Source organism: Rhodoluna limnophila, from assembly GCF_005845365.1.
In the GTDB taxonomy this organism is placed as follows: Bacteria; Actinomycetota; Actinomycetes; order Actinomycetales; family Microbacteriaceae; genus Rhodoluna; species Rhodoluna limnophila.
In genome coordinates this window covers 655,971-677,386 of sequence record NZ_CP040509.1, presented here as the reverse complement: position 1 = coordinate 677,386, position 21,416 = coordinate 655,971, and the positions used below count along the sequence as shown (strand labels likewise).

General features: G+C 53.3%; 22 protein-coding genes. 20 read left to right on the top strand and 2 right to left on the bottom strand.

Annotated features, from left to right (window positions below; translation table 11 throughout):
- Positions 1-7 precede the first annotated feature (7 nt).
- The 6 genes from ruvA (at position 8) to FFA38_RS03260 (ending at position 7,087) form a co-directional block, all read left to right on the top strand.
- Positions 8-607, top strand: a complete 600-nt coding sequence (gene ruvA, locus FFA38_RS03285; protein WP_138275382.1) for a Holliday junction branch migration protein RuvA — start codon at positions 8-10, stop codon at positions 605-607.
- The gene (gene ruvB / locus FFA38_RS03280) at positions 607-1,608 is read left to right on the top strand and encodes a Holliday junction branch migration DNA helicase RuvB (protein ID WP_138315518.1); all 1,002 of its coding nucleotides are present in this window, start codon (positions 607-609) and stop codon (positions 1,606-1,608) included. The genes ruvA and ruvB overlap by 1 nt, the downstream gene beginning before the upstream one ends.
- A gap of 78 nt (positions 1,609-1,686) precedes the next feature.
- Positions 1,687-2,094 (top strand): preprotein translocase subunit YajC, encoded by a 408-nt coding sequence (gene yajC / locus FFA38_RS03275; protein WP_138315517.1) that lies wholly within the window; start codon positions 1,687-1,689, stop codon positions 2,092-2,094.
- A 29-nt stretch (positions 2,095-2,123) separates the two neighbouring features.
- The gene (gene secD, locus FFA38_RS03270) at positions 2,124-3,836 is read left to right on the top strand and encodes a protein translocase subunit SecD (protein ID WP_138315516.1); all 1,713 of its coding nucleotides are present in this window, start codon (positions 2,124-2,126) and stop codon (positions 3,834-3,836) included.
- Positions 3,836-4,807 (top strand): protein translocase subunit SecF, encoded by a 972-nt coding sequence (gene secF, locus FFA38_RS03265; protein WP_138315515.1) that lies wholly within the window; start codon positions 3,836-3,838, stop codon positions 4,805-4,807. Before secD ends, secF begins: the two co-directional genes overlap by 1 nt.
- A 36-nt stretch (positions 4,808-4,843) precedes the next feature.
- Positions 4,844-7,087, top strand: coding sequence for a RelA/SpoT family protein (locus tag FFA38_RS03260; protein ID WP_138315514.1), 2,244 nt, complete (start codon positions 4,844-4,846; stop codon positions 7,085-7,087).
- Positions 7,088-7,135: 48 nt separating this feature from the next.
- On the opposite strand, the gene FFA38_RS03255 is transcribed toward FFA38_RS03260, so the two are convergent.
- Together FFA38_RS03255 and FFA38_RS03250 are read right to left on the bottom strand one after the other, a co-directional pair.
- Positions 7,136-8,374, bottom strand: a complete 1,239-nt coding sequence (locus FFA38_RS03255; protein WP_138315513.1) for a DUF349 domain-containing protein — start codon at positions 8,372-8,374, stop codon at positions 7,136-7,138.
- Between the two features lie 40 nt (positions 8,375-8,414).
- Positions 8,415-9,236: a peptidylprolyl isomerase gene (locus tag FFA38_RS03250; protein WP_253786201.1), complete on the bottom strand. Its 822-nt coding sequence runs from the start codon at positions 9,234-9,236 to the stop codon at positions 8,415-8,417.
- 16 nt (positions 9,237-9,252) lie between these two features.
- On the opposite strand from FFA38_RS03250, the gene FFA38_RS03245 reads away from it, so the two are divergent.
- The 14 genes from FFA38_RS03245 (at position 9,253) to nusB (ending at position 21,393) form a co-directional block, all read left to right on the top strand.
- Positions 9,253-10,593 (top strand): replication-associated recombination protein A, encoded by a 1,341-nt coding sequence (locus FFA38_RS03245; protein ID WP_138315512.1) that lies wholly within the window; start codon positions 9,253-9,255, stop codon positions 10,591-10,593.
- 198 nt (positions 10,594-10,791) lie between these two features.
- Positions 10,792-11,421, top strand: a complete 630-nt coding sequence (gene rpsD, locus FFA38_RS03240) for a 30S ribosomal protein S4 (RefSeq protein WP_138275374.1) — start codon at positions 10,792-10,794, stop codon at positions 11,419-11,421.
- Positions 11,422-11,442: 21 nt separating this feature from the next.
- Positions 11,443-11,793: a DUF948 domain-containing protein gene (locus FFA38_RS03235; RefSeq protein WP_138275373.1), complete on the top strand. Its 351-nt coding sequence runs from the start codon at positions 11,443-11,445 to the stop codon at positions 11,791-11,793.
- An 8-nt stretch (positions 11,794-11,801) separates the two neighbouring features.
- Complete coding sequence (locus tag FFA38_RS03230; protein ID WP_138275372.1) at positions 11,802-12,029, top strand: hypothetical protein; 228 nt, start codon at positions 11,802-11,804, stop codon at positions 12,027-12,029.
- Between the two features lies 1 nt (position 12,030).
- Complete coding sequence (alaS, locus tag FFA38_RS03225; protein ID WP_138315511.1) at positions 12,031-14,688, top strand: alanine--tRNA ligase; 2,658 nt, start codon at positions 12,031-12,033, stop codon at positions 14,686-14,688.
- Positions 14,688-15,155 carry a Holliday junction resolvase RuvX gene (gene ruvX / locus FFA38_RS03220; RefSeq protein WP_138315510.1) on the top strand — a complete coding sequence of 156 codons (468 nt, stop codon included), beginning with the start codon at positions 14,688-14,690 and terminating at the stop codon, positions 15,153-15,155. The genes alaS and ruvX overlap by 1 nt, the downstream gene beginning before the upstream one ends.
- A complete protein-coding gene (mltG, locus tag FFA38_RS03215; RefSeq protein WP_138315509.1) occupies positions 15,148-16,197 on the top strand; it encodes an endolytic transglycosylase MltG in 1,050 nt (349 codons plus the stop codon). The genes ruvX and mltG overlap by 8 nt, the downstream gene beginning before the upstream one ends.
- The gene (locus FFA38_RS03210; RefSeq protein WP_138275368.1) at positions 16,190-17,032 is read left to right on the top strand and encodes a shikimate dehydrogenase; all 843 of its coding nucleotides are present in this window, start codon (positions 16,190-16,192) and stop codon (positions 17,030-17,032) included. Before mltG ends, FFA38_RS03210 begins: the two co-directional genes overlap by 8 nt.
- A gap of 45 nt (positions 17,033-17,077) precedes the next feature.
- Entirely contained in the window at positions 17,078-18,280 is a 1,203-nt protein-coding gene (gene aroC, locus FFA38_RS03205) for a chorismate synthase (protein WP_138275367.1), read from the top strand.
- A gap of 1 nt (position 18,281) precedes the next feature.
- Positions 18,282-18,788, top strand: a complete 507-nt coding sequence (locus tag FFA38_RS03200) for a shikimate kinase (RefSeq protein WP_138315508.1) — start codon at positions 18,282-18,284, stop codon at positions 18,786-18,788.
- Complete coding sequence (gene aroB, locus FFA38_RS03195; RefSeq protein WP_138275365.1) at positions 18,781-19,857, top strand: 3-dehydroquinate synthase; 1,077 nt, start codon at positions 18,781-18,783, stop codon at positions 19,855-19,857. Before FFA38_RS03200 ends, aroB begins: the two co-directional genes overlap by 8 nt.
- A 21-nt stretch (positions 19,858-19,878) precedes the next feature.
- Positions 19,879-20,313: a type II 3-dehydroquinate dehydratase gene (locus FFA38_RS03190; RefSeq protein WP_138275364.1), complete on the top strand. Its 435-nt coding sequence runs from the start codon at positions 19,879-19,881 to the stop codon at positions 20,311-20,313.
- A gap of 92 nt (positions 20,314-20,405) precedes the next feature.
- The gene (gene efp, locus FFA38_RS03185) at positions 20,406-20,969 is read left to right on the top strand and encodes an elongation factor P (RefSeq protein ID WP_138275363.1); all 564 of its coding nucleotides are present in this window, start codon (positions 20,406-20,408) and stop codon (positions 20,967-20,969) included.
- A 4-nt stretch (positions 20,970-20,973) separates the two neighbouring features.
- Positions 20,974-21,393, top strand: coding sequence for a transcription antitermination factor NusB (nusB, locus tag FFA38_RS03180; protein WP_138315507.1), 420 nt, complete (start codon positions 20,974-20,976; stop codon positions 21,391-21,393).
- Positions 21,394-21,416: the final 23 nt, after the last annotated feature.

The following is a 21,416-nucleotide window of genomic DNA, read 5'->3' as shown; positions in this document are numbered from 1 at the left end:
TGGGAGCGTGATTGCTTCTCTGCGCGGAATTTGCCGCTTTCTAAACCTCAACCAGTGCGTCGTAGATGTAAATGGCGTTGGTTATTTGGTAGCCATCACCCCAAACACCTCTGTTTCGCTCAGTGAAGGCGCAGAAGTTGAATTTCTTACCTCGATGATTGTCCGCGAAGATGCCATGCAACTTTTCGGATTTCTGACCGAGGAAGAGCGCTCGACATTCGAACTCCTCCGAAGCGTGAGTGGCGTAGGTCCAAAATCAGCCCTCGCTGTCCTAAGTGGGCTAAGTGTCAACCAGATCGCAGAGTCAGTTGCAAGTCAGAATGACTCAACTTTTCGGGCGATTAGCGGAATCGGCCCAAAAACCGCCAAACTTATCTGCATTTCACTCGCAGGCAAAATCGGAGTCACATCGACTAACGAAGGCGAAAAGACCACAATTCGTTCGACAGACGTAGTGCTCGAGGCACTCATCGGTCTTGGATGGACCAACAAATTGGCTGAGGTTTCTGTTAAGCGCGTTTTGAACGACGCCCCAGACTTGAGTGATGCCGGGCTACTAAAGGCCGCTTTGGCTGACTTGGGTAAAGGTAAGTCGGTGGGTGCGTAATGAGCGAGTTGAATTCGAAGGTTAGCGGCGAGAGTGAACTAGCTTTTGAGTCGGCGTTGCGGCCAAAGTCCTTAGAGGAATTTGTTGGCCAAGAAAAAGTCCGGGCCCAACTTTCACTAATTCTTGATGCTGCTCGGATTCAAAACCGAACCTCCGATCACATACTTCTTGCGGGACCTCCCGGCCTGGGTAAAACCACCCTGGCAATGATCATCGCTCATGAGAGTGGGCAGTCATTGCGACTGACTTCTGGGCCGACAATTCAAAATGCAGGTGACCTGGCTTCAATCCTGTCGTCCCTAGCACCTGGGGAAGTTCTTTTTATCGATGAAATCCACCGCATGTCACGCTCGGCAGAGGAAATGCTCTACCTTGCCATGGAAGACTTCCGCGTTGATGTAATGGTTGGAAAGGGCCCGGGTGCCACTTCAATTCCACTTGATATCTCTCCATTTACCCTCGTTGGGGCTACGACCCGTTCCGGAATGCTTCCTAATCCGCTGCGTGACCGCTTTGGTTTCACCGCAAACATGGAGTTTTATACGGACGAAGAGCTGACACGGGTCCTTCACAGAGCAGCTGAGAAACTTGGAATCGTTGCAGAACCGAAGGCCCTGAGTGAAATCTCTTCACGAAGCCGAGGCACGCCGCGAATTGCAAATCGACTTCTCCGTCGAGTCAGAGACTATGCGCTGGTTGCAAAGTCAGAGTCCATCGATGTTGGCCTAACTCAAAGCGCCTTGGCTCTTTACGAGGTTGACCAGCTAGGACTTGACCGACTAGATCGTTCGATTCTGGACACGTTAGCTCACAAATTTGAAATGAAGCCGGTCGGTCTTTCTACACTCTCGGCAGCCATCGGCGAAGAGCCAGACACAATTGAATCGGTCGTGGAACCATTCCTGGTAAGACTGGGCCTCATTTCACGCACTGCAAAGGGCCGGGTCATCACGAATGCTGGGCTCCGCCATCTGGGGCTACCAGCCCTAGATAATCAATAATCTGGCGTTCGTAAAGTATGATTGTCGAGACGCCAAGGGCGTCGTTTATTTTGTCTTCCTGATATAGATCGGTTCGTAATGCCAGTCCAAGAGATTTTCCTATACGTAGCACTTGCAGTTTTGATTGCCATGATGTTCAACAACTCTCGCAAGCGCAAGAAGCAGGCAGCCGAACTTCAGGCCAAGATCACCGTTGGCGCTTCAGTCACGCTTTACAGCGGCATCATTGGTGAAATTGTTTCACTTGAAGACGACCGCATGATCCTTGAGACCACTCCGGGCACCAAACTTACTGTTGCCAAGGCTGCCATCCGTTCAGTAGACGCAGCGGCACCAGTTGCTAAGCCAGCGGCCAAGAAGCCTGCCGCAAAGGCTGCAGCCACTTCAACTGCAACTGCAGCGAAGAAGGCTCCGGCAAAGCCAGCAGCAAAGGCAGCAGCCAAGCCGGCCGCTAAGCCTGCTGCAAAAAAGCCAGCCGCTAAGTAATAGATTTTTCAGGAACAAGGGGATCCAAAATGTCTGACTCTGGAGTAACAAAGAGCGCTGTTAAACGCTTGAGCTGGCTGGGTGCGGTAATCGCTATCCTGGCCGGTCTAATTGGGCTGGGTTCAGCCACGGGCGCAGGTGCTTCGTTCACACCTAAGTTAGCTTTGGATCTCCAAGGCGGAACCTCGATCATCTTGGCACCGTTGCTTGCCGATGGCGAAAAGGTCACCGATGAGCAATTGGCCCAGGCTGTATCGATCATTCGTCAGCGTGTAGACGCCAGCGGCGTATCCGAAGCCTCTGTCAAGACGTCTGGCGATTCAAACATCACTGTTGAGATCCCAGGCACACCTGATGAAAACACACTCAAGTTAATCCGCAGCAGCGCCCGACTTGAGTTCCGTCCGGTTCTAGTTACCTCTCAGGGTGTCTCTACTTCGGTTGGCGCAACTGATGGTTCATCGGCTAGCCCAAGCCCATCAGCTTCTGCAGAGGCAGCACCAAGTGCCAGCCCAACAGACGCTAGCGATGTTGCATGGATTACTCCAGAGCTACAGGCAACCTACGACGCCTTGGACTGCTCATCGGCATTCCGTGAGGCTGGTCAGGTGGACGACCCTGCACAACCGCTTATTACCTGTGACACCACTGGTTACCAGAAGTTCATCCTCGGACCAGTTGAGATCGACGGCAGCACAGTCAGCGACTCAACTGCTGGAACAGTAACCACTTCTACCGGTGCAACCACCAACACCTGGGCCGTAAACCTAGAGTTCGACGCTGAGGGCACCAAGCAGTTTGCTGCGGTAACGGAGCGACTTTTCCCGCTGACTGAACCTAGAAACCAATTTGCTATCACCCTTGATGGATACGTAATTACTGCGCCATCAACCAATGCGGTAATTAGCAACGGCTCTGCTCAAATCACCGGTTCGTTCAACAGCGAGACTGCGAAGTCTTTGTCAGACCAGCTAAAGTACGGTGCTTTGCCGATCTCATTCGAGGTTCAGAGCCAGGAGAACATCTCAGCAACCCTAGGTTCTGAGCAGTTGGCAAGCGGTCTATTGGCCGGAGCCATCGGTCTGCTTCTTGTTATCATCTACTCAATCTTCCAGTACCGCGGTCTGGCTGTCGTGACTGTTGGCTCCTTGGCAGTAGCGGCATTGGTTGTCTACCTTCTAATCGCACTTCTATCGTGGCGTCAGGGTTACCGACTATCGCTGGCAGGTGTGGCTGGTCTGATCGTTGCGATTGGTATCACCGCCGACTCATTCATCGTCTACTTTGAACGCGTTCGAGACGAAATTCGAGACGGACGCAGCATCGCGGCAGCAGTTGATGCCGGATGGAAGCGAGCTCAGCGCACAATTTTGGTTTCAGGAAGCGTAAGCCTCCTCGCCGCAGTTGTGCTTTACCTTTTGACCGTTGGAAACGTTCGCGGATTCGCCTACACTCTTGGCCTAACCACATTGGTTGACCTGGGTATCGCGATACTGTTTACCCACCCGATTCTTCAGCTCTTGGTGAAGACAAAGTTCTTCAGCTCAGGCAGCCCTTGGTCGGGCTTCGACGCCAAAGCGCTTGGCGCATCTGGTTACGTGGGTCGTGGCCAATTTAGAACCGCAGCAGTGGTTCCGGCAACCAAGGTCGCTAAGGCGTCAAAAGAAGCAAACAAGCGTCAGACGATTGCAGAGCGCAAGGCCGCCGAGCTTGGCGCAATCAAGTCGGGGGAGACCAAGTAATGTCAAGATTCAGTGAGTTCGGAAACGCTCTTTACGCCGGAAAGCGCTCAATCGACTTTGTCGGTCGCCGCAAACTCTGGTACTCAATCGCTGCAGTCATGATTGTGCTTGCAGTTCTCGTTCCTACCCTTCGCGGTGGTTTCAATTTTGGTATTGAATTCCGTGGTGGTTCTGAATTCCGTGTTGCAGGTGCAGCATCGACCTCACAACAACTGGCTACTGATGCTGTCAGAACCGTTGTTCCAGGCGTAGAAACTCTTGTTTCAAACGTCGGCACCGATAGCATTCGCGTTCAGACCGAGCAGCTGTCTGACACTGAGTCAGAAGAAGTGCGTGTTGCTCTGGCAAATGCCTACAAGGTTGACAGCTCAGCTGTAGCAAGTTCATTTGTTGGTGCCAACTGGGGTTCAGACATTACCGGAAAGGCCATCAACGGTCTGTTGGTGTTTGTTGGCCTAGCGGCAGTCTTCATGGCGCTTTACTTCAGAACCCTCAAAATGTCTATTGCAGCCGTTGCCGCTCTGGCACATGACTTGATCATCACAGCTGGGGTTTACGGAGCATTCGGTATCGAAGTAACGCCTGCGGCAGTAATTGGATTCCTGACCATTCTTGGTTATTCGCTGTATGACACCGTGGTTGTCTTTGACAAGATTCGGGAGAACACCATCGATGTTGAGCACAGCGATACCAAGACCTTTGCGGGTCAGGTCAACTTTGCAATCAACCAGACACTAGTGCGTTCAATTAACACCTCGGTCGTTGCCGTGCTGCCGGTCGCTGCAATTTTGGTTATCGGTGCGGTGCTTCTCGGTGCCGGAACACTCCGCGACATCGCATTGGCCTTGTTCATCGGTATCGCCGTGGGTACTTACTCAACAATCTTCATCGCAGCTCCGCTTTACAGCCAGCTACGTGAAGGTGAGCCAAAGTATGCCAAGGCTTCGGCTAAGGCAGTCGTCCAAGCATAAATTGTTAGGCTGTCCTAAAGAGAGAGATAGGGCACGATGACAGATTCGACACCTACCGGGAGTATCAGCACTCTTCGTAGTCGTTTGCCGCGACTTTTTGCTCGATCAGGTCCCTATGCTTCCGACCTAAACGAGATTATTCGTCTAGCCAAGGCAAATCACCCTAAGGCTGATCTTTCGATCATCGATAGGGCGTATGCGGTTGCCGAATTGGCACATCGCCCGCAGGTGAGGCGCTCGGGGGAGCCGTACATCACGCACCCGCTCGCGGTAACCCACATTTTGGCTGAATTGGGTATCGGTCCAGTCACGCTGGCGGCAGCCCTGTTGCACGATACCGTCGAAGACACCGATTATTCGCTGGAGCAGCTCACTAAGGATTTTGGACCCGAAGTAGCCATGCTGGTAGACGGTGTTACCAAGCTAGACAAAGTTAAGTTTGGCGACCACGCCCAGGCTGAGACAGTTCGAAAGATGGTCGTCGCGATGTCCAAAGACATCCGAGTCCTAGTGATCAAGCTTGCCGACCGACTGCACAACGCCAGAACCTGGAAATTTGTACCGGAAGAGTCGGCTCGACGCAAGGCTCAGGAAACCTTAGAGATTTACGCTCCGCTGGCTCACCGCCTTGGAATCAACACCATCAAGTGGGAACTTGAGGACATAAGTTTTGGTGTCCTGTACCCAAAGGTCTACGAAGAAATTGTGAACCTGGTAACCCAGAGAACTCCAAAGCGGGCAGAGTTCATCGAGAGTGTCATCGGCTCGATCGAAGAGGATCTGCGCGAGGCCAGAATCAAGGGCAAAGTTGCTGGGCGACCAAAGCAGTACTACTCGATTTACCAAAAAATGGTTGTTCGTGGTCGAGAGTTTGACGACATCTACGACCTCGTTGGAATCAGGGTGTTGGTAAACGAGGTAAAGGATTGCTACGCGGTTCTGGGCGCCATCCATGCGCGTTGGAACCCAATGCCTGGGCGCTTCAAAGACTACATCGCCATGCCCAAGTTCAACCTCTACCAGTCACTCCACACCACGGTTATGGGTCCCCAGGGTCGACCTGTTGAAATTCAGATTAGAACCCACGAAATGCACCAACGTGCAGAATACGGTGTGGCCGCTCACTGGAAGTACAAAGAGCAAGTCGGCAACACTGAGAAGACTCCTGATGAGGATTTGGCTTGGCTAAAGCACCTCACCGATTGGCAAGCTGAAACTCAGGATCCTTCTGAGTTCTTGGACTCGCTCAGGTTTGAGATTGGTGCCAAAGAGGTTTACGTGTTCACGCCAAAGGGCAAGGTAATCGGCCTGCCGGGTGGAGCTACTCCAGTGGACTTTGCCTACGCCGTACACACCGAAGTTGGCCATCGGACGATGGGCGCCAAAGTAAACGGGCGTTTGGTCCCACTCGAAACAGCGCTTGTTTCTGGCGACGTAATCGAGATCTTTACGTCGAAGTCACCGGATGCCGGACCTAGCCAAGACTGGCTAAATTTCGTGAAGTCACCGAGAGCACGAGCAAAAATCAAGCAGTGGTTCGCGATTGGTCGACGCGATGAGGCTATCGAGCACGGCAAAGAAATTCTTGCCAAGGCGATGCGAAAGCAGAACCTACCTCTTCAGCGCTTGATGGCAGCTGACGAGATTGTTAAATTGGCCGGTGAACTTCGATACCCAGATGTCGAGGGGCTTTATGCCGCCATTGGCGACAACCACATTTCAGCTCAGTCCGTAGTCGAGAAGCTGACTGCAGCCGTCTCTGAGACTGAGCACGATGAGTCAGTTTTCACTCTGCCAACCGCGCCAAGAAGCGTGAATCGCAGACGATCAAACGACGCCGGCGTTCTGGTCAGGGGCGACTCAGATGTGCTGGTTAAGCTGGCTCGATGCTGCACCCCAGTTCCGGGTGACGACATCGTCGGATTCGTGACCAGAGGCAGCGGGGTATCGGTGCATCGTCGTGATTGCAAGAACGTTGAGCAGCTGATTCTTGAGCCAGAGCGCATCATGGATGTCACGTGGGCAGAAAACTCAAAGAGCCTCTTCCTGGTTCAAATTCAAATCGAAGCATTGGACCGAAGCGGTCTGCTGTCCGATGTAACCAGGGTGCTATCTGAGCACCACGTCAACATTCTGTCGGCATCAGTTTCAACCAGAAGTGACCGGGTTGCCCTCAGCAGATTCGTCTTCGAGATGGGCGATGCATCAGTTCTCGATCACCTGCTCAATGCCGTGCGAAGGATTGAAGCCGTGTACGACGTTTATCGAGTGTCCAACTAAAAAAGGACCCAGGCAACATGCCTGGGTCCTTTTCTAGTTAATACTTTCTTACTGCATGGAAGCCTTTACGACCTCAAGCCAAGCCTGGCGCGCTTTCAGTGCTTCGGTAGCGGCATCAGTTTTCTTCTTGTCCTTAGTTGCCTTCGCAGCAGCTAGCTCAGTCTCAAGCTTCACAATCGAATCTTCCAACTGAGCAATAACGCCATTTGAGCGTTCGATTGCTGCTGGGTCTGTCTTGCGCCACTGGTCTTCTTCGACTTTGCGCACCTTGGCTTCAATTGCACGAAGTTTGTCTTCGGTGTCGCGAAGTTTGTCCTTAGGTACACGACCTGCCTTTTCCCAACGAGTCTGGATTGAAAGCAGGTGCTTCTTAGCCTCTGCTAGGTCCTTATCAGGATCAATGGTTGCGGCCTCTTTTAGGAGTTCAAGCTTGACTTCAAGATTGGCTGTTTGTTCAGCGTTTTCGACAACAACTTCTTCTGCACGAGCAGAGTAAATTGCGTCACCAGCTGCCTTGAATCGGGCCCAAAGCGCGTCGTCACCCTTACCCGGTGTGCGTCCGCTTGCTTTCCAGGCATCGAGGAGCTTGCGGTATGCGGCAGTCGCATCGGCACCCTTTGAAACCAAGGCCTCAGCCTGGGCAACAATCTCTTGCTTGGCGGCCTTCGCTGCCTTATTTGCTGAATCTAGCCCGGCAAAATAGGCACGCTTGCCAGCATCAAACTTGGTACGAGCCGCAGAGAAACGCTTCCAAAGTGCATCTGCCTCAGACTTTGGCACGCGGGCGCCAGATTTCTGGAGTGACTGCCACTGGTCGAATAGCGCTGTCATCTCTGCGCTTGAATTCTTCCATTGAGTCTTGGCTGATTCCTGTGAGGCTACCGCCTCTGCACGAGCAACGATGTCGTTGCGCTTGGCAAGCGCCTCGGCGATGGCTTCTTTGTTAGCTTCCGACTTTTCGGCCCCAAGCGCCGTGATCTTTTCGTCTAGGTTGCCGACACGACGACGTAGATCAGCGATGTCTCCGACAGCTGCAGGCTCCTTCAGATCCTCCATAAGCTTTGCAGCAATTTTCTTGAGAGAACTGGCCTCAACCTTATTTGCGACTCTTTGCTCCAGAATTCGAACCTGCGCCTCAAGATCTGAAAATTTGCGAACGAAGTAAGCCAGTGCTTCTTCAGCTGCAACGCCCGGATACTGACCGACCTTACGCTCAACTCCCGCCTCGGTTACAAAAACATTGTTTTCGGCATCAACGCGGCCGAGGTTAGCTGGGGTGGTAGGCATTTGTGCTCCTGATTCGAAAGTCCGGTTTAAGACTTAGGTCTTATTTTAGGCTGATTGCGCTGATTTTGGCTTCGACAGCTGGCTTACCGTCGGTACCGCCACCCTCTACGCCACCGGCGACTACGTCATCGATTGCTGACAGATCACCAGTGATTTTTCCAAAGACGGTGTAACCGCCCGCTGCATCCGATGGAATGACGCTGTCTTCATAGACGATGAAGAACTGCGAGCCCATGGTTGAGCCGTCTCCTGATTGACGTGCCATAGCCAATACGCCGGTTTTGTAGCTGTCATCGGCAGGCGCGTTTTCAATCGGTCCCCACTTATAACCAGGGTCACCGGTGCCGTCCCCATTCGGGTCACCACACTGAAGAACATAAATACCCTCGGTTACCAATCGGTGACAGGTGTTGCCAGAGTAGAACCCAGAGTTTGCGAGTGAAAGGAAGTTGGCGGCCGCCTGAGGTGCATTCGCGCCATCAATCTCAACAGTCAATGGTTTGCCGTTGATTTCGATTGAGCCGCTCCAAGTGCGACCTTCAGCGAGTGCTGGTGAAGGAACCAGTGCTGAGCTAGCTGCGCTGCTAGCCGTTGGGTTTGGAGTCACACTGCCCGGGCCAAAGCCAAAGTATCCAAGCTGAAGGACAAGCGCCAAAACAACTGCGCCAGCCGATGCAATGAGGGCAATACGGTTGTCACGGGAGTTTCGAACTTTTCGCATCTCCTGCTGTTTCTGCTGAGCGGCGTAATCGGCTGCTCGTGCCTTGGCAGCAGCATCGATGGTCTTAAGAGTCTTTTTGGTCGGCAAAGTTTCCTCCAGGTTGTCAGCTTCGATTTTACTTCGATAAACCCCAAGGGCCATCGACTAGCCTTAGAGCATGTCGGAGCAGTCATCGTTCTATTCAGGCGCAATGCCGCTGGCAGCTCGAATGAGACCAATAAGTCTCGAAGAAGTAGTCGGCCAGTCGAAAATTTTGGGTCCGGGGCAACCGCTCAATGCACTTGCTGCGCCTTCGCGATCGGGGGAGCGAGCCTCAAACGTTTCCGTAATCCTCTGGGGGCCTCCGGGAACCGGCAAAACCACTCTCGCACAGGTAGTTGCCCGGCTAAGTGGAAGGCGATTTGTCGAACTGAGTGCAATCTCTGCCGGGGTCAAAGACGTTCGAGAGGTTATGGAGCGTGCGCGCGCTGACCGCGACACGTATGGCGTCAGCACAATCCTCTTCCTTGATGAAATACATCGATTTTCGAAGGCGCAGCAGGATGCTCTGTTGCCGGGAGTCGAGAATGGCTGGATTGTTCTAATTGCGGCCACCACTGAAAACCCGAGTTTCAGCGTCATTAGCCCGCTCCTTTCTCGCTCCCTTTTAGTCACCCTCGAGGCGCTCGAGGAGACCGATCTTGTTGTACTGATATCGCGAGCCGTGAGCGATGAAAGAGGCCTGGGCGGAAAATTCGAGATTTCAGACGCAGTCATTCAAAAGATCGCTGAGCTTGCCACCGGCGATGCTCGAAGGGCACTCACGATACTTGAGGCCGCAGCCGCATCGGCAGCTGCCAGAGATGGCGCTGGGGTGGCTGAAATTGATTTTGATGCTGTCAGCCAAGCGCTTGACCGGGCGTTGGTCCGCTATGACAAAAACGGCGACCAACACTACGACGTTATAAGCGCCTTCATAAAATCGGTTCGAGGATCTGATGCCGACGCCGCTATTCACTATCTAGCCCGAATGATCGAGGCAGGCGAGGATCCAAGGTTTATTGCTCGTCGTTTGATGATCTTGGCCGCGGAGGACATCGGCCTAGCAGATCCGCAGGCGCTTCAACTGGCAGTTGCTACAGCCGAGATGGTTTCCCAAGTTGGTATGCCGGAGGGGCGCATTCCGCTGGCCGAGTGCACAATTTATCTCAGCCTCGCACCTAAATCGAACTCCGCTTACAACGCTATAAATGCCGCACTTGAGGACATTAGAAGTGGCCGAATTGGCCCAGTTCCAAAGGCACTGAGAAGCTCCAACTACGCGGGTGCAGCGCGCTCAGGAGCTGGGGTTGGCTACGTATATCCGCACGATGATCCAAAGTCAGTGGTCGAGCAAAACTACCTGGATCGCCGCGTAGCCAGCCGAAAGTACTTCATACCCAAAGAAATAGGTTTTGAGAGAGATCTTGTTGACCGCTGGGCACGTCTGCGCTCAATCATCCGTGGGAATAAAAAGTAGCGGGGTCCTTGGCTTGCGGGCACTGAACTGTTAGGCTTGAGAGGTTGCCGACTGGAGTGCTCAACGCGGCTGTTTGAGTACTCGTCACGGTGCGACCCCTGTATAGCCAAGGGGTCCGTGGCAGAGGAGTTCGTATGAACTCCAATTTGTGAACATTTACCGCTATAGAGAATCCTCGTGATTCATTGAAAGGAAGACGTGTCTAAAACCACACGTACTCGCAGCAAGACTCGTTTGTCTCGCGCGCTGGGCATTGCCCTAACACCAAAGGCCGCTAAGTACCTTGAGAAGCGTCCATACGCTCCAGGTGAGCACGGTCGCACCAAGAAGAAGGCTGACAGCGACTACGCCGTTCGTCTTCGCGAGAAGCAGCGTCTACGCGCCCAGTATGGTATTCGTGAGGCTCAGCTTCGCAAGACCTTCCAGGAAGCAAAGCGTGCCGAGGGCCTAACCGGTGAAAACCTAGTTGAGCTGCTTGAGATGCGTCTAGACGCGATTGTTCTGCGCGCAGGTTTCGCACGCACCATCGCTCAGGCACGTCAGATGGTTGTTCACCGTCACATTCTTGTGAATGGTGAGCGCGTTGACCGCCCATCATTCCGCGTAAAGCCTGGACAGCTAGTACACGTCCACGAGAAGTCAGAATCAACCGAGCCTTTCCAGGTTGCGGCTGCTGGCGGTCACGTTGATGTACTACCTCCAGTTCCTGGCTACCTAGACGTATCACTAGACAAGCTTCACGCGACTCTAGTTCGTCGTCCAAAGCGCGCTGAAGTTCCAGTTACCTGTGAAGTTCAGCTTGTTGTTGAGTACTACGCTGCTCGATAATTTTTAGTAAAGGGGATTCAGATGAGCGGTGGAGACATAGCAGCACTTATTGCAGCAGGCGGTTTCGTCTTGCTTGTGATTTTTATTGCTGTGCCTCTGCTCAAGCTCGGGCGTGTTCTTGATGAGACTCGGACTTCAATCCGAGATCTCAACGAGAGCGTGGCTCCACTGCTGTCTGAACTCACCGAAACTGTCACTGCCACAAACAAGCAGTTGAATAAGATCGATGTCATAACTGAAAACGTTGCAGAAGTTAGCTCTAACATCAGCTCGTTGGTTGCAGTTTTTTCAGCTACCGTCGGTTCACCACTAGCGAAGATCGCTGGACTCACCCAGACTCTTCGAAGCACCTTTCTAGGTAAAAAGAAGTAGGTCACCTCATGAAGAAATTTTTCTGGTTCGTAGTTGGCACTGCCGCTGGCCTTGCCGCGGCAAAGCAAATCAAAGAAAACCCAAAGGCTGCTGCTTTGGTTGAGGAATACACTCAGAAGGCTCGCGAATTTGGTGCCTACGTGACTGAAGGCTTCAACGAGCGTTCGGCCGAGTTGAACACTCAGCGCGCTAAAGATTCAGGCACTACCTCGGCTTCACAGCCAACCGAAATCTAACGTGCAGACGGCAGAGATTCGTCGCCGCTGGCTTGATTTTTTCGAAAATAAAGGTCACACGGTAGTTCCTTCGGCTTCGCTAATCAGCGAGGACCCGTCTCTCCTCTTCACCGTTGCAGGTATGGTTCCATTCATCCCGTATATGAGTGGACTTGTGCCAGCGCCATACCCAAGAGCAACCAGTGTTCAGAAGTGCGTTCGCACACTCGACATTGAAGAGGTCGGCAAGACCACCCGTCACGGAACCTTCTTCCAGATGAACGGAAACTTTTCATTCGGTGATTACTTCAAGCCTGAAGCTATTGCTTTTGCTTGGGAGTTTTTGACTGGTTCGGTTGAGAGCGGTTGCTTGGGGCTTGACCCGCAGCTCCTCTGGGTTACCGTTTTCCAAGATGACGACGAGTCAATTCAGATCTGGCGCGATGTAGCCGGCATTCCAATGGAGCGCATTCAGCGCCGCGGGATGAAGGACAACTACTGGTCTACTGGGCAGCCAGGTCCAGCGGGACCTTGTTCTGAAATTTACTACGACCGCGGCCCAGCTTACGGTCGTGAGGGTGGCCCAGAGGCCGATGAAGATCGATACATCGAGATCTGGAACCTAGTTTTCATGCAGTACGAACGCGGCCAGGGAACTGGCAAAGACAGCTTCGAGATCCTCGGTGAACTTCCGAAGAAGAACATCGACACAGGAATGGGTCTCGAACGCGTTGCATTCTTGATGCAGGGCGTTGAGAACCTTTATGAGATCGACCAGGTTCGTCCGGTTCTCGACCTAGCAGCAAAACTTTCAGGTAAAAACTACGGTGCAAACACTGAAGATGATGTTCGTCTTCGTGTTGTCGCCGACCACGTTCGTTCAGCACTGATGCTCATCGGTGACGGTGTAACGCCGGCTAACGATGGCCGTGGCTACGTTCTGCGCCGTTTGCTTCGCCGAACCGTGCGCGCCATGCGCCTACTTGGTGTCGAGAAACCAACTTTCGGACACCTCTTCCCAGTGTCTAAAGACGCAATGAAGGCTGCATACCCAGAGCTAGAGCTCGAATTCGAGCGCATTCTTAGAGTTGCAATTGCTGAGGAAGAAACCTTCCTTCGTACTCTTTCTGCAGGAACCGTATTCCTCGACCAGGCGCTTGATGAAGTAAAGAGCAGCGGATCAAAGCAGCTTGCCGGTGACGCAGCGTTCCTGTTGCACGACACCTATGGTTTTCCTATCGATCTAACACTTGAAATTGCCGAAGAGGCAGGCCTCACGGTTGATAGAGATGGATTCAAGGCTTTGATGGCTGAACAGCGCGACCGCGCCAAGGCCGACGCACGCGAAAAGAAGCTCGGTGGCACCGACCTTTCTGTTTACTCAGCTTTCCGAGCTATGGGTGTAACCAAGTTCACCGGATACGAGCAACTAGCAACTGAAGGCTCTGTTCTAGGACTCATCGTTGACGGCGCAGATGCTCGCATCGCAACGCAGGGTCAGATCGCCGAAGTAATCCTCGACGAGACATCTTTCTATGCGGAATCTGGCGGCCAGGATTCAGATGCTGGTTTCATCGTCGGATCTGGCGTAAGGCTCGAAGTACTGGATGTGCAAAAGCCGGTTAAGGGACTAATCAGCCACAAGGTTTTGGTTCGCGAAGGCCAGGTTGAGGTCGGTCAAAAACTTCAAACTGAAGTAGATGCAGAATGGCGCCTTGGCGCCTGTCAGGCACACTCTGGTACCCATGTGGTGCACGCAGCACTTCGCCAGGTGCTTGGCCCTACCGCGTTGCAAAGCGGTTCTTATAACAAGCCTGGCTACTTGCGTCTTGACTTCTCATGGGCTCAGGCACTCAGCCTTGAGACTAAGTCTGAAATTGAAGAGGTCACCAACCTAGCCATCCGCGGAGACCTAGCTGTTAGCGCCCAGCTAATGGAATTGTCTGAGGCTCGCGAGTGGGGTGCCGTGGCTCTATTCGGTGAAACCTACGATGAACAGGTTCGTGTGGTTCAAATCGGTGGCCCTTGGTCACGCGAGCTTTGCGGTGGAACCCACGTTTCTCGAAGCGCTCAAATTGGTTTGGTATCGCTAATTGGCGAGGCTTCAGTTGGATCTGGTTCCCGCAGATTGGAAGCTCTGGTTGGTATCGAGGCATTCCGTAGCCTGGCCAGCGAACGCGCACTCGTTGCAAGACTGACAGATGCGCTAAAAACTCCAAAAGAAAACCTAGAAGAGAAACTTGCTTCGGCTATCGATGAGTTGAAAGCCGCACAGCGCAAGATTGCTTCGCTGCAGGCCGGTCAACTGGCAGAACAAATTCCTGCTTTGATCGAGTCTGCCGAGCGGATTGCAGGAACGAGCTTTATCTCAGCCGATCTTGGACAGCTGGGTTCAGTGGACGACCTTAGAACTTTGGCCACGAAGATTCGTGACAAGGTAAACGGTTCATCATCTGTGATTGCCCTGTTCGGCGAGGTATCTGACAAACCGATGCTTGTTGTGGCGACCACCGAATCTGCAAGGACTGCTGGCCACAAGGCCGGAGCACTTGTTCGAGCAGCAAGTGCGGTGCTCGGCGGCGGCGGAGGCGGCAAGGATGACCTAGCCCAGGGCGGTGGCGCCGATTCGAGCCAAATCTCGGAGGCTATTGCTGCCATCCGCGGAGCGTTGAACGCATAGTGCTTAGCGGTCGCCGACTTGGCGTCGACGTTGGAACCGTCCGGGTGGGCGTTGCTATCAGTGACTTCCATGCGATCTTGGCTTCAGGGCTGGGTAATGCCGTTCGCAAAGAATCTCTGGAGGACAGCTGCAAAGAGGTTTTGAAACTTACCGATGGGGAAGACCTGGTGGTAATTTACGTTGGTCTTCCGCTTAACATGGCCGGTAACCACACCGCCTCGACCCAGGATGCAATCCAATTTGGAGCAACGCTTCAAAACATGGTTGACTGCCCGGTACGGTTTATCGATGAAAGACTAACTACCGTTTCGGCGACTGCCGCTTTGCGTGCATCTGGTAAAAATTCGAAGAATGGCCGAAAAATCATTGATCAGGTTGCGGCGACAGTAATCTTGGAGAACGCCCTGCAGATCGAGCGCAGTACCGGCGAATATGCTGGCAAATCTTTAGAGGACCTTGATGACTAATAAGACCTTTATCCGTCGCCGGATAATCGCCGCCATCGCTGTTCTGGCCTTGGTATTGGGCGGTATCACCGCATATGCAAACCGTGGCGCTATCCGAGCCGGTATTGAACAAATTTTAGGAAACGATTTCCCAGGTCCTGGTCAAGGCGAGGCGCTCATCACCATCGAAGAAGGTTTTGATGGCTCAGATGTGGCCCAAGCCTTGGTGGATGCTGGAGTTGTCAAAAGCTTTCAGACCACCTACAAGCTAATCCTCGAGACTAATCCAAGTTTTTACCCTGGCACCTATCGGCTCAAGCTTCAGATGAGTTCGAGCCAAGCGCTAGCCGCATTAGCCGACCCAAGTAGTGTTGTAGCCAATCGCACGATTATTCGCGAGGGGCTCCGAGCATCGGTGATCTTTAAGACGCTCAGCACAGACACCGGTATTCCACTTGCTGAATTCCAGGACCTATTCGAACAGCCAGAATTATTTGGGCTTTCGGCAAATTTGCCAAGTATCGAGGGTTACCTATTTCCGGCCACATATTCGTTCGGCCCGAATGAATCCGCGCAGAGCATTTTGCAGGCGATGGTTGACCGAATGAATCAGGAAATCGACCGCTTTGACATTCCAGCAGAGGAGGTTCACGAGATTCTGACCATGGCCTCAATCATTCAAAAAGAAGCGCGCCTCGAGCCTGATTTCTTCAAAGTGTCTAGAACTTTTTACAATCGCCTCAATGCCAACATGGCGTTTCAATCAGATGCCACAGTCAGCTATGGCGTTGGTGGCAACACCGTGAGCACCACCGATGAAGAGCGTGCCGACGACAACGGATACAACACCTACTTGTATCCAGGTCTTCCAATAGGACCAATTAGTGCGCCGGGAGCATTGGCAATTGATGCTGCGCTGAATCCTGCCGACGGTGACTGGTTCTACTTCTGCACCATTAATCTTGAGACCGGAGAAACAGTCTTCAGTGAGACCCTGGCCGAGCACGAGCGAGCCGTTGCACAATGGTTGGCTTGGATGAAGGAAAACCCTGAATATGAGTAAGAAATTTGCCGTCCTAGGGCAACCAATTGAGCATTCAAAGTCTCCAACAATCCACCTAGCTGCTTATCGGGTGCTTGGTGAGGATTGGGCTTACGGCAGGGCAGAGGTAAATAAAGGCTTTCTTCGCACCTTTATCGGTGGTTTAGAGGAGCCTTGGGATGGCTTCAGCGTAACCATGCCCCTGAAGGAAGAAGCCACGAGGTTTGCCGACGACCTAGACGAATTTGCTAAGCAGACCGGCGCTACCAACACGCTGGTCCGCGACGAAAATGGCACTTGGCATGGTTACAACACTGACGTGTTCGGTATCTACCAGGCTGTGCGAGAACGAACCTCCACGCCAATCAATACGAGTTTGGTTATCGGGTCAGGTGCAACGGCAACCTCGGCAATCGCCGCCATTGCCAAGCTTGCACCGGGTTCAAAAGTAAAAGTCCATGCACGTAATCCCCAAACTCGCAAAGAGCTCTTGAATTTTGCTAAATCCCTGGGGCTAAAGACTTCGAGAATTTGGGGACTGGTCAACACAATCGCGTCAGCCGATTTGGTTGTCAGCACCGTCCCAGCCCACGCGATGGACGCTCAGGCTGAAGAACTCGAAAACCTTAGCCTTTGGAAGCCGAATGGCTTACTCCTAGATGTTGCCTACAGCCCATGGCCGAGCAAAATTGCTTCACTTTGGATCAATCGTGGCGGCCAGGTTGCGAGCGGTTTTGAGATGCTCATTTGGCAGGCAGTGGCACAAATTCGCATCTTTAGGAGCGGCAACCCGTCACAAGAGTTGCCAAATGAAATTGCTGTAGTCGAGGCTATGCGCCGTTCGGTATCTGATTAGGGTTCACCTAACCGAACTGTGCAACACCTGTGAGAGAATTGACGAATGTTACGTTGGATCACCGCAGGGGAGTCGCACGGGCCTGAGCTCGTTGCCGTTCTAGAAGGCCTGCCAGCCGGAGTACCGATCACCACCTCAGATGTCGCGGACGCACTTGCGCGACGCCGCCTTGGTTATGGTCGTGGCGCCCGAATGAAGTTCGAGCAGGATGAGGTCTCACTCTCTGGTGGAGTAAGACACGGATTCACCATGGGCGGACCGGTAGCGATCACCGTTGCAAATACTGAGTGGCCAAAGTGGCAGGACGTAATGTCAGCCGACCCTGTAGCCGCCGACAAACTTACCGGCGCCCGCGCCGAGGCGTTGACTAGACCTCGACCTGGCCACGCTGACTTCACCGGTATGCAGAAGTACGGATTCCTCGACAGCCGCCCAGTACTAGAGCGTGCCAGCGCACGCGAAACTGCGGCACGCGTGGCTTTGGGAGCCGTCGCTTCAAGCTTCCTGAACGAGCTTGGTATTCGCCTGATCACTCACACGGTCGGCATTGGACCAGTTATGGCCAGCAGCGACCTACCGGTTCCAACCCCTGACGACATTTTCGCTATCGATCAAGACCCTATGCGCGCCTTCAATCCAGAGGTTTCGGCTGCCATGGTGGCCGAGGTTGACGAGTGCCACAAGGACGGAGACACTCTTGGTGGCGTAGTAGAGACTTTGGTCTACGGCCTTCCACCAGGCCTTGGAACTTTTGTTCACTGGGATCGCCGCCTCGACGCGCAACTGGCCGCTGCACTGATGGGAATCCAGGCGATCAAGGGCGTTGAAGTTGGCGACGGATTTGAAACCGCGCGCCGCCGCGGCTCGGTCGCACACGATGAGATTGAGCGCGATGGCCAGGGCGTAGTTCGCCGCTTGTCTCACCGCGCAGGTGGTATTGAGGGCGGAATGAGCAACGGCGAAGTTCTTCGCGTCCGTGCTGCAATGAAGCCAATTTCGACAATCCCTAAGGCTTTGGCCACCATCGACGTTGCAACCGGCGAAGCAGCAAAGGCGCACCACCAGCGATCAGACGTGTGCGCTGTGCCAGCAGCCGGTGTGGTTGCTGAGGCCATGGTTGCACTTGTTTTGGCCAATTCGGTATTGGAGAAGTTCGGCGGAGACTCACTGGAGGAGACCAAGCGCAACCTGCACAGTTACCTCGCCAGCATCCCAGAAGTACTTAAGTCTTTCGATTCTCGCGACTAACATGCCTGACAAAAGCCAGGTAATCGTGCTGATTGGCCCAATGGGTGTCGGTAAGACAACGGTTGGGAGGAAACTCGCGAAGATTCTTGAGCTTCCATTTACCGATACTGACAACCTGATTACTGATGAGCATGGCTCGATTAGCGAAATCTTCGAGAGTCGTGGCGAGTCAGCTTTCCGCGAAATTGAGGAAATCGCAGTCAAAAAGGCGCTTTCACAACCTGGAATCGTGGCTACTGGTGGCGGGGCAGTGCTGAGCGAAAGAAACCAAGCCGAGTTGGGCAAGGCTACCGTTATTTATCTGTCGACCGACGGGAAGCACATGGGCTCACGTCTTCGAAATGGCAATCGGCCGCTTCTGAAGAATGGTCTCTCTGACTGGCGACGCATTTATGATTCACGACGGTCAACTTACGAAAAACTAGCCGACATCGAAGTGAACACCTCGGGGCAACCACTAGCTGCTACCATCGCCGAAATTCGCGAGAAACTGGATATCAATGACTGACATCACTCGAATCACCGTGAACGGTGACAACCCGTACGACATCATCATCGGCCGTGCCCTACTGGGCGAGGTACCCTTGGCGCTCGGCAAAGATGTTGCAAAGGTTCTGATCGTTCACCCCGTTGCGCTGAGCGCGAGTGCTGAACTTCTTAGAGAAACTCTGGTTACGGCTGGCTATGAGGCAATCCTGGCTGGGGTTCCAGACAGTGAGGATGCCAAGCGGGTCGAGGTAGCAGCGTTCTGCTGGGGAATCATGGGCCAGGCTGACTTCACCAGAACAGACGCTGTAGTTGGATTTGGCGGCGGTTCAACCACTGACCTGGCCGGTTTCGTTGCTGCCACCTGGTTGCGCGGCGTAAAGCTAATTCAGGTTCCAACCACCCTGCTAGGAATGGTTGACGCGGCCATCGGTGGCAAAACCGGCATCAATACATCAGAGGGCAAAAACCTAGTCGGATGTTTCTACGCTCCGGCAGCCGTGATCATTGATTTGGACACGTTGGTGAGCCTTGCTAAGAACGAAATTCTCGCCGGATTTGGTGAGGTCGTAAAGTACGGTTTCATCGCCGACGAGCGCATTCTCGAGCTAATCGAGGCAGATGTAACCGTTGCCACCGATCCAAATTCAGATGTTTTCCGCGAGATCATCGAGCGCTCTGTGGCCATTAAGGCACGCGTAGTTGGCTCTGATTTCAAAGAGGCCGGAATGCGCGAAATCTTGAACTACGGCCACACTCTGGGACACGCAATTGAGCACGCCGAGCGATACAAGTGGCGTCACGGTGCTGCCATCTCAATCGGCATGGTTTTCGTAGCTGAATTGGCTCGACTTGCCGGCCGCTTGTCCGATGAAGTTGTCGACCGCCACCGTAGCGTTTTGACCTTACTCGGTCTGCCGATTTCTTACGACCCGCACAAATGGGGTCAGCTCCAAGAGACAATGCAGCGCGACAAGAAAACTCGAGCCGGAACGCTCCGATTTGTGGTCTTGGATGCAATCGGTAAACCGACAATTATGGCGGCACCGGCACCTGAACTGCTTCACGCAGCCTTCCAAGAGATTGTCTAGCCCTCAAGGTAACCTAGTCTCATGAGAAAAGTTCTGGTACTCAACGGCCCAAACCTAGGTCGCCTTGGCTCTCGCGAACCCGACATTTACGGCGCCATGGATTTTGCCGGACTAACCCGGGCAGTTGAATCAGAGGCTAATTTGCTGGGACTTACCGCCGAAACCAGACAGACTGACAGCGAGTCGCAGTTGATTGCCTGGATTCACGAAGCAGTGGACACTCAGAGTGACGTAGTGCTAAACCCTGCGGCTTTCACCCACTACTCGTACGCGCTTCGCGATGCAGCCGTGCAAATCACTAAGGCTGGCCTAAAGCTGATCGAGGTTCACTTGAGCAACCCACACACCCGCGAAGAGTTTCGTCACACGAGCGTAATTTCAGGTGTTGCAAGCGGTGTGATTGCTGGCTTCGGTGTGGATTCATACCTGCTTGCTTTGCGCCAGCTAACTCGCTAACTGAGCCCGCCTTCGGTAGACTAAAACCGCAGGGATTCGGTCCCGCTATTTTTTTGCCCCAAACTAACACCTGAAACGAGTGATTGATCGTCATGGCTACATCAAATGACCTAAAAAACGGAATGGTTCTTAACATCGAGGGGCAGCTATGGGCTGTCGTCGAATTCCAGCACGTTAAGCCTGGAAAAGGTGCAGCTTTCGTACGCTCAAAGCTCAAGAACGTCATGACCGGCAAAGTTGTCGACAAGACCTTCAACGCGGGTGTCAAGGTTGAGACAGCCAACGTTGACAAGCGCAACATGACCTACTTGTACAACGATGGTGAAGGCTTCATCTTTATGGATGCCGAAACCTACGACCAGATCACTCTTAATGAGGCCACCGTTGGCGACGCGGTCAACTACCTACTTGAAAACCAAGAGGCAGTTGTCGCGATGCACGAAGGCAACCCAATCTACGTTGAGCTTCCAGCATCGGTTGTTCTAATGGTCACCTACACCGAGCCTGGCCTACAGGGTGACCGTTCAAGCGGTGGCACCAAGCCAGCAACCGTTGAGACCGGTCTTCAGATTCAAGTACCTCTGTTCCTAGAGAACAACACCAAGGTCCGCGTAGACACCCGCACCGGTGACTACCTCGGCCGCGTGACTGACTAATCAGTTGAGCGCCAGAACTAAAGCGCGCAAACGCGCTGTAGATGCTGTTTTCGCGGCTGATATTCGTAAGATTTCTCCGCTGTTGCTGCTGGACGAAGTTGCGAACCTGGCTGCGGATCGTCAGAATCAGGACGCAATCTTTGGCTATGCTCGCGAAATCGTTGAGGGCGTCATCGAACATCATGACGAGATCGATGATCTCCTAGAGACCTACTCGCAGGGATGGGCTTTGGACCGCATGCCAAACCTAGATCGCGCAATCCTGCGCGTTGCCGTTTGGGAAATCCTGCACAACGACTCTGTTCCAGATGGCGTGGCAATCAACGAAGCCGTCGAGCTCGCGAAAGAGCTGTCTACCGACGAATCAGGCTCGTTTGTGAACGGTTTGCTTTCAAGAATCTCATCTACAAAGGCCGCCAACTAAGGCCTAACTGGTAGACTTTAACC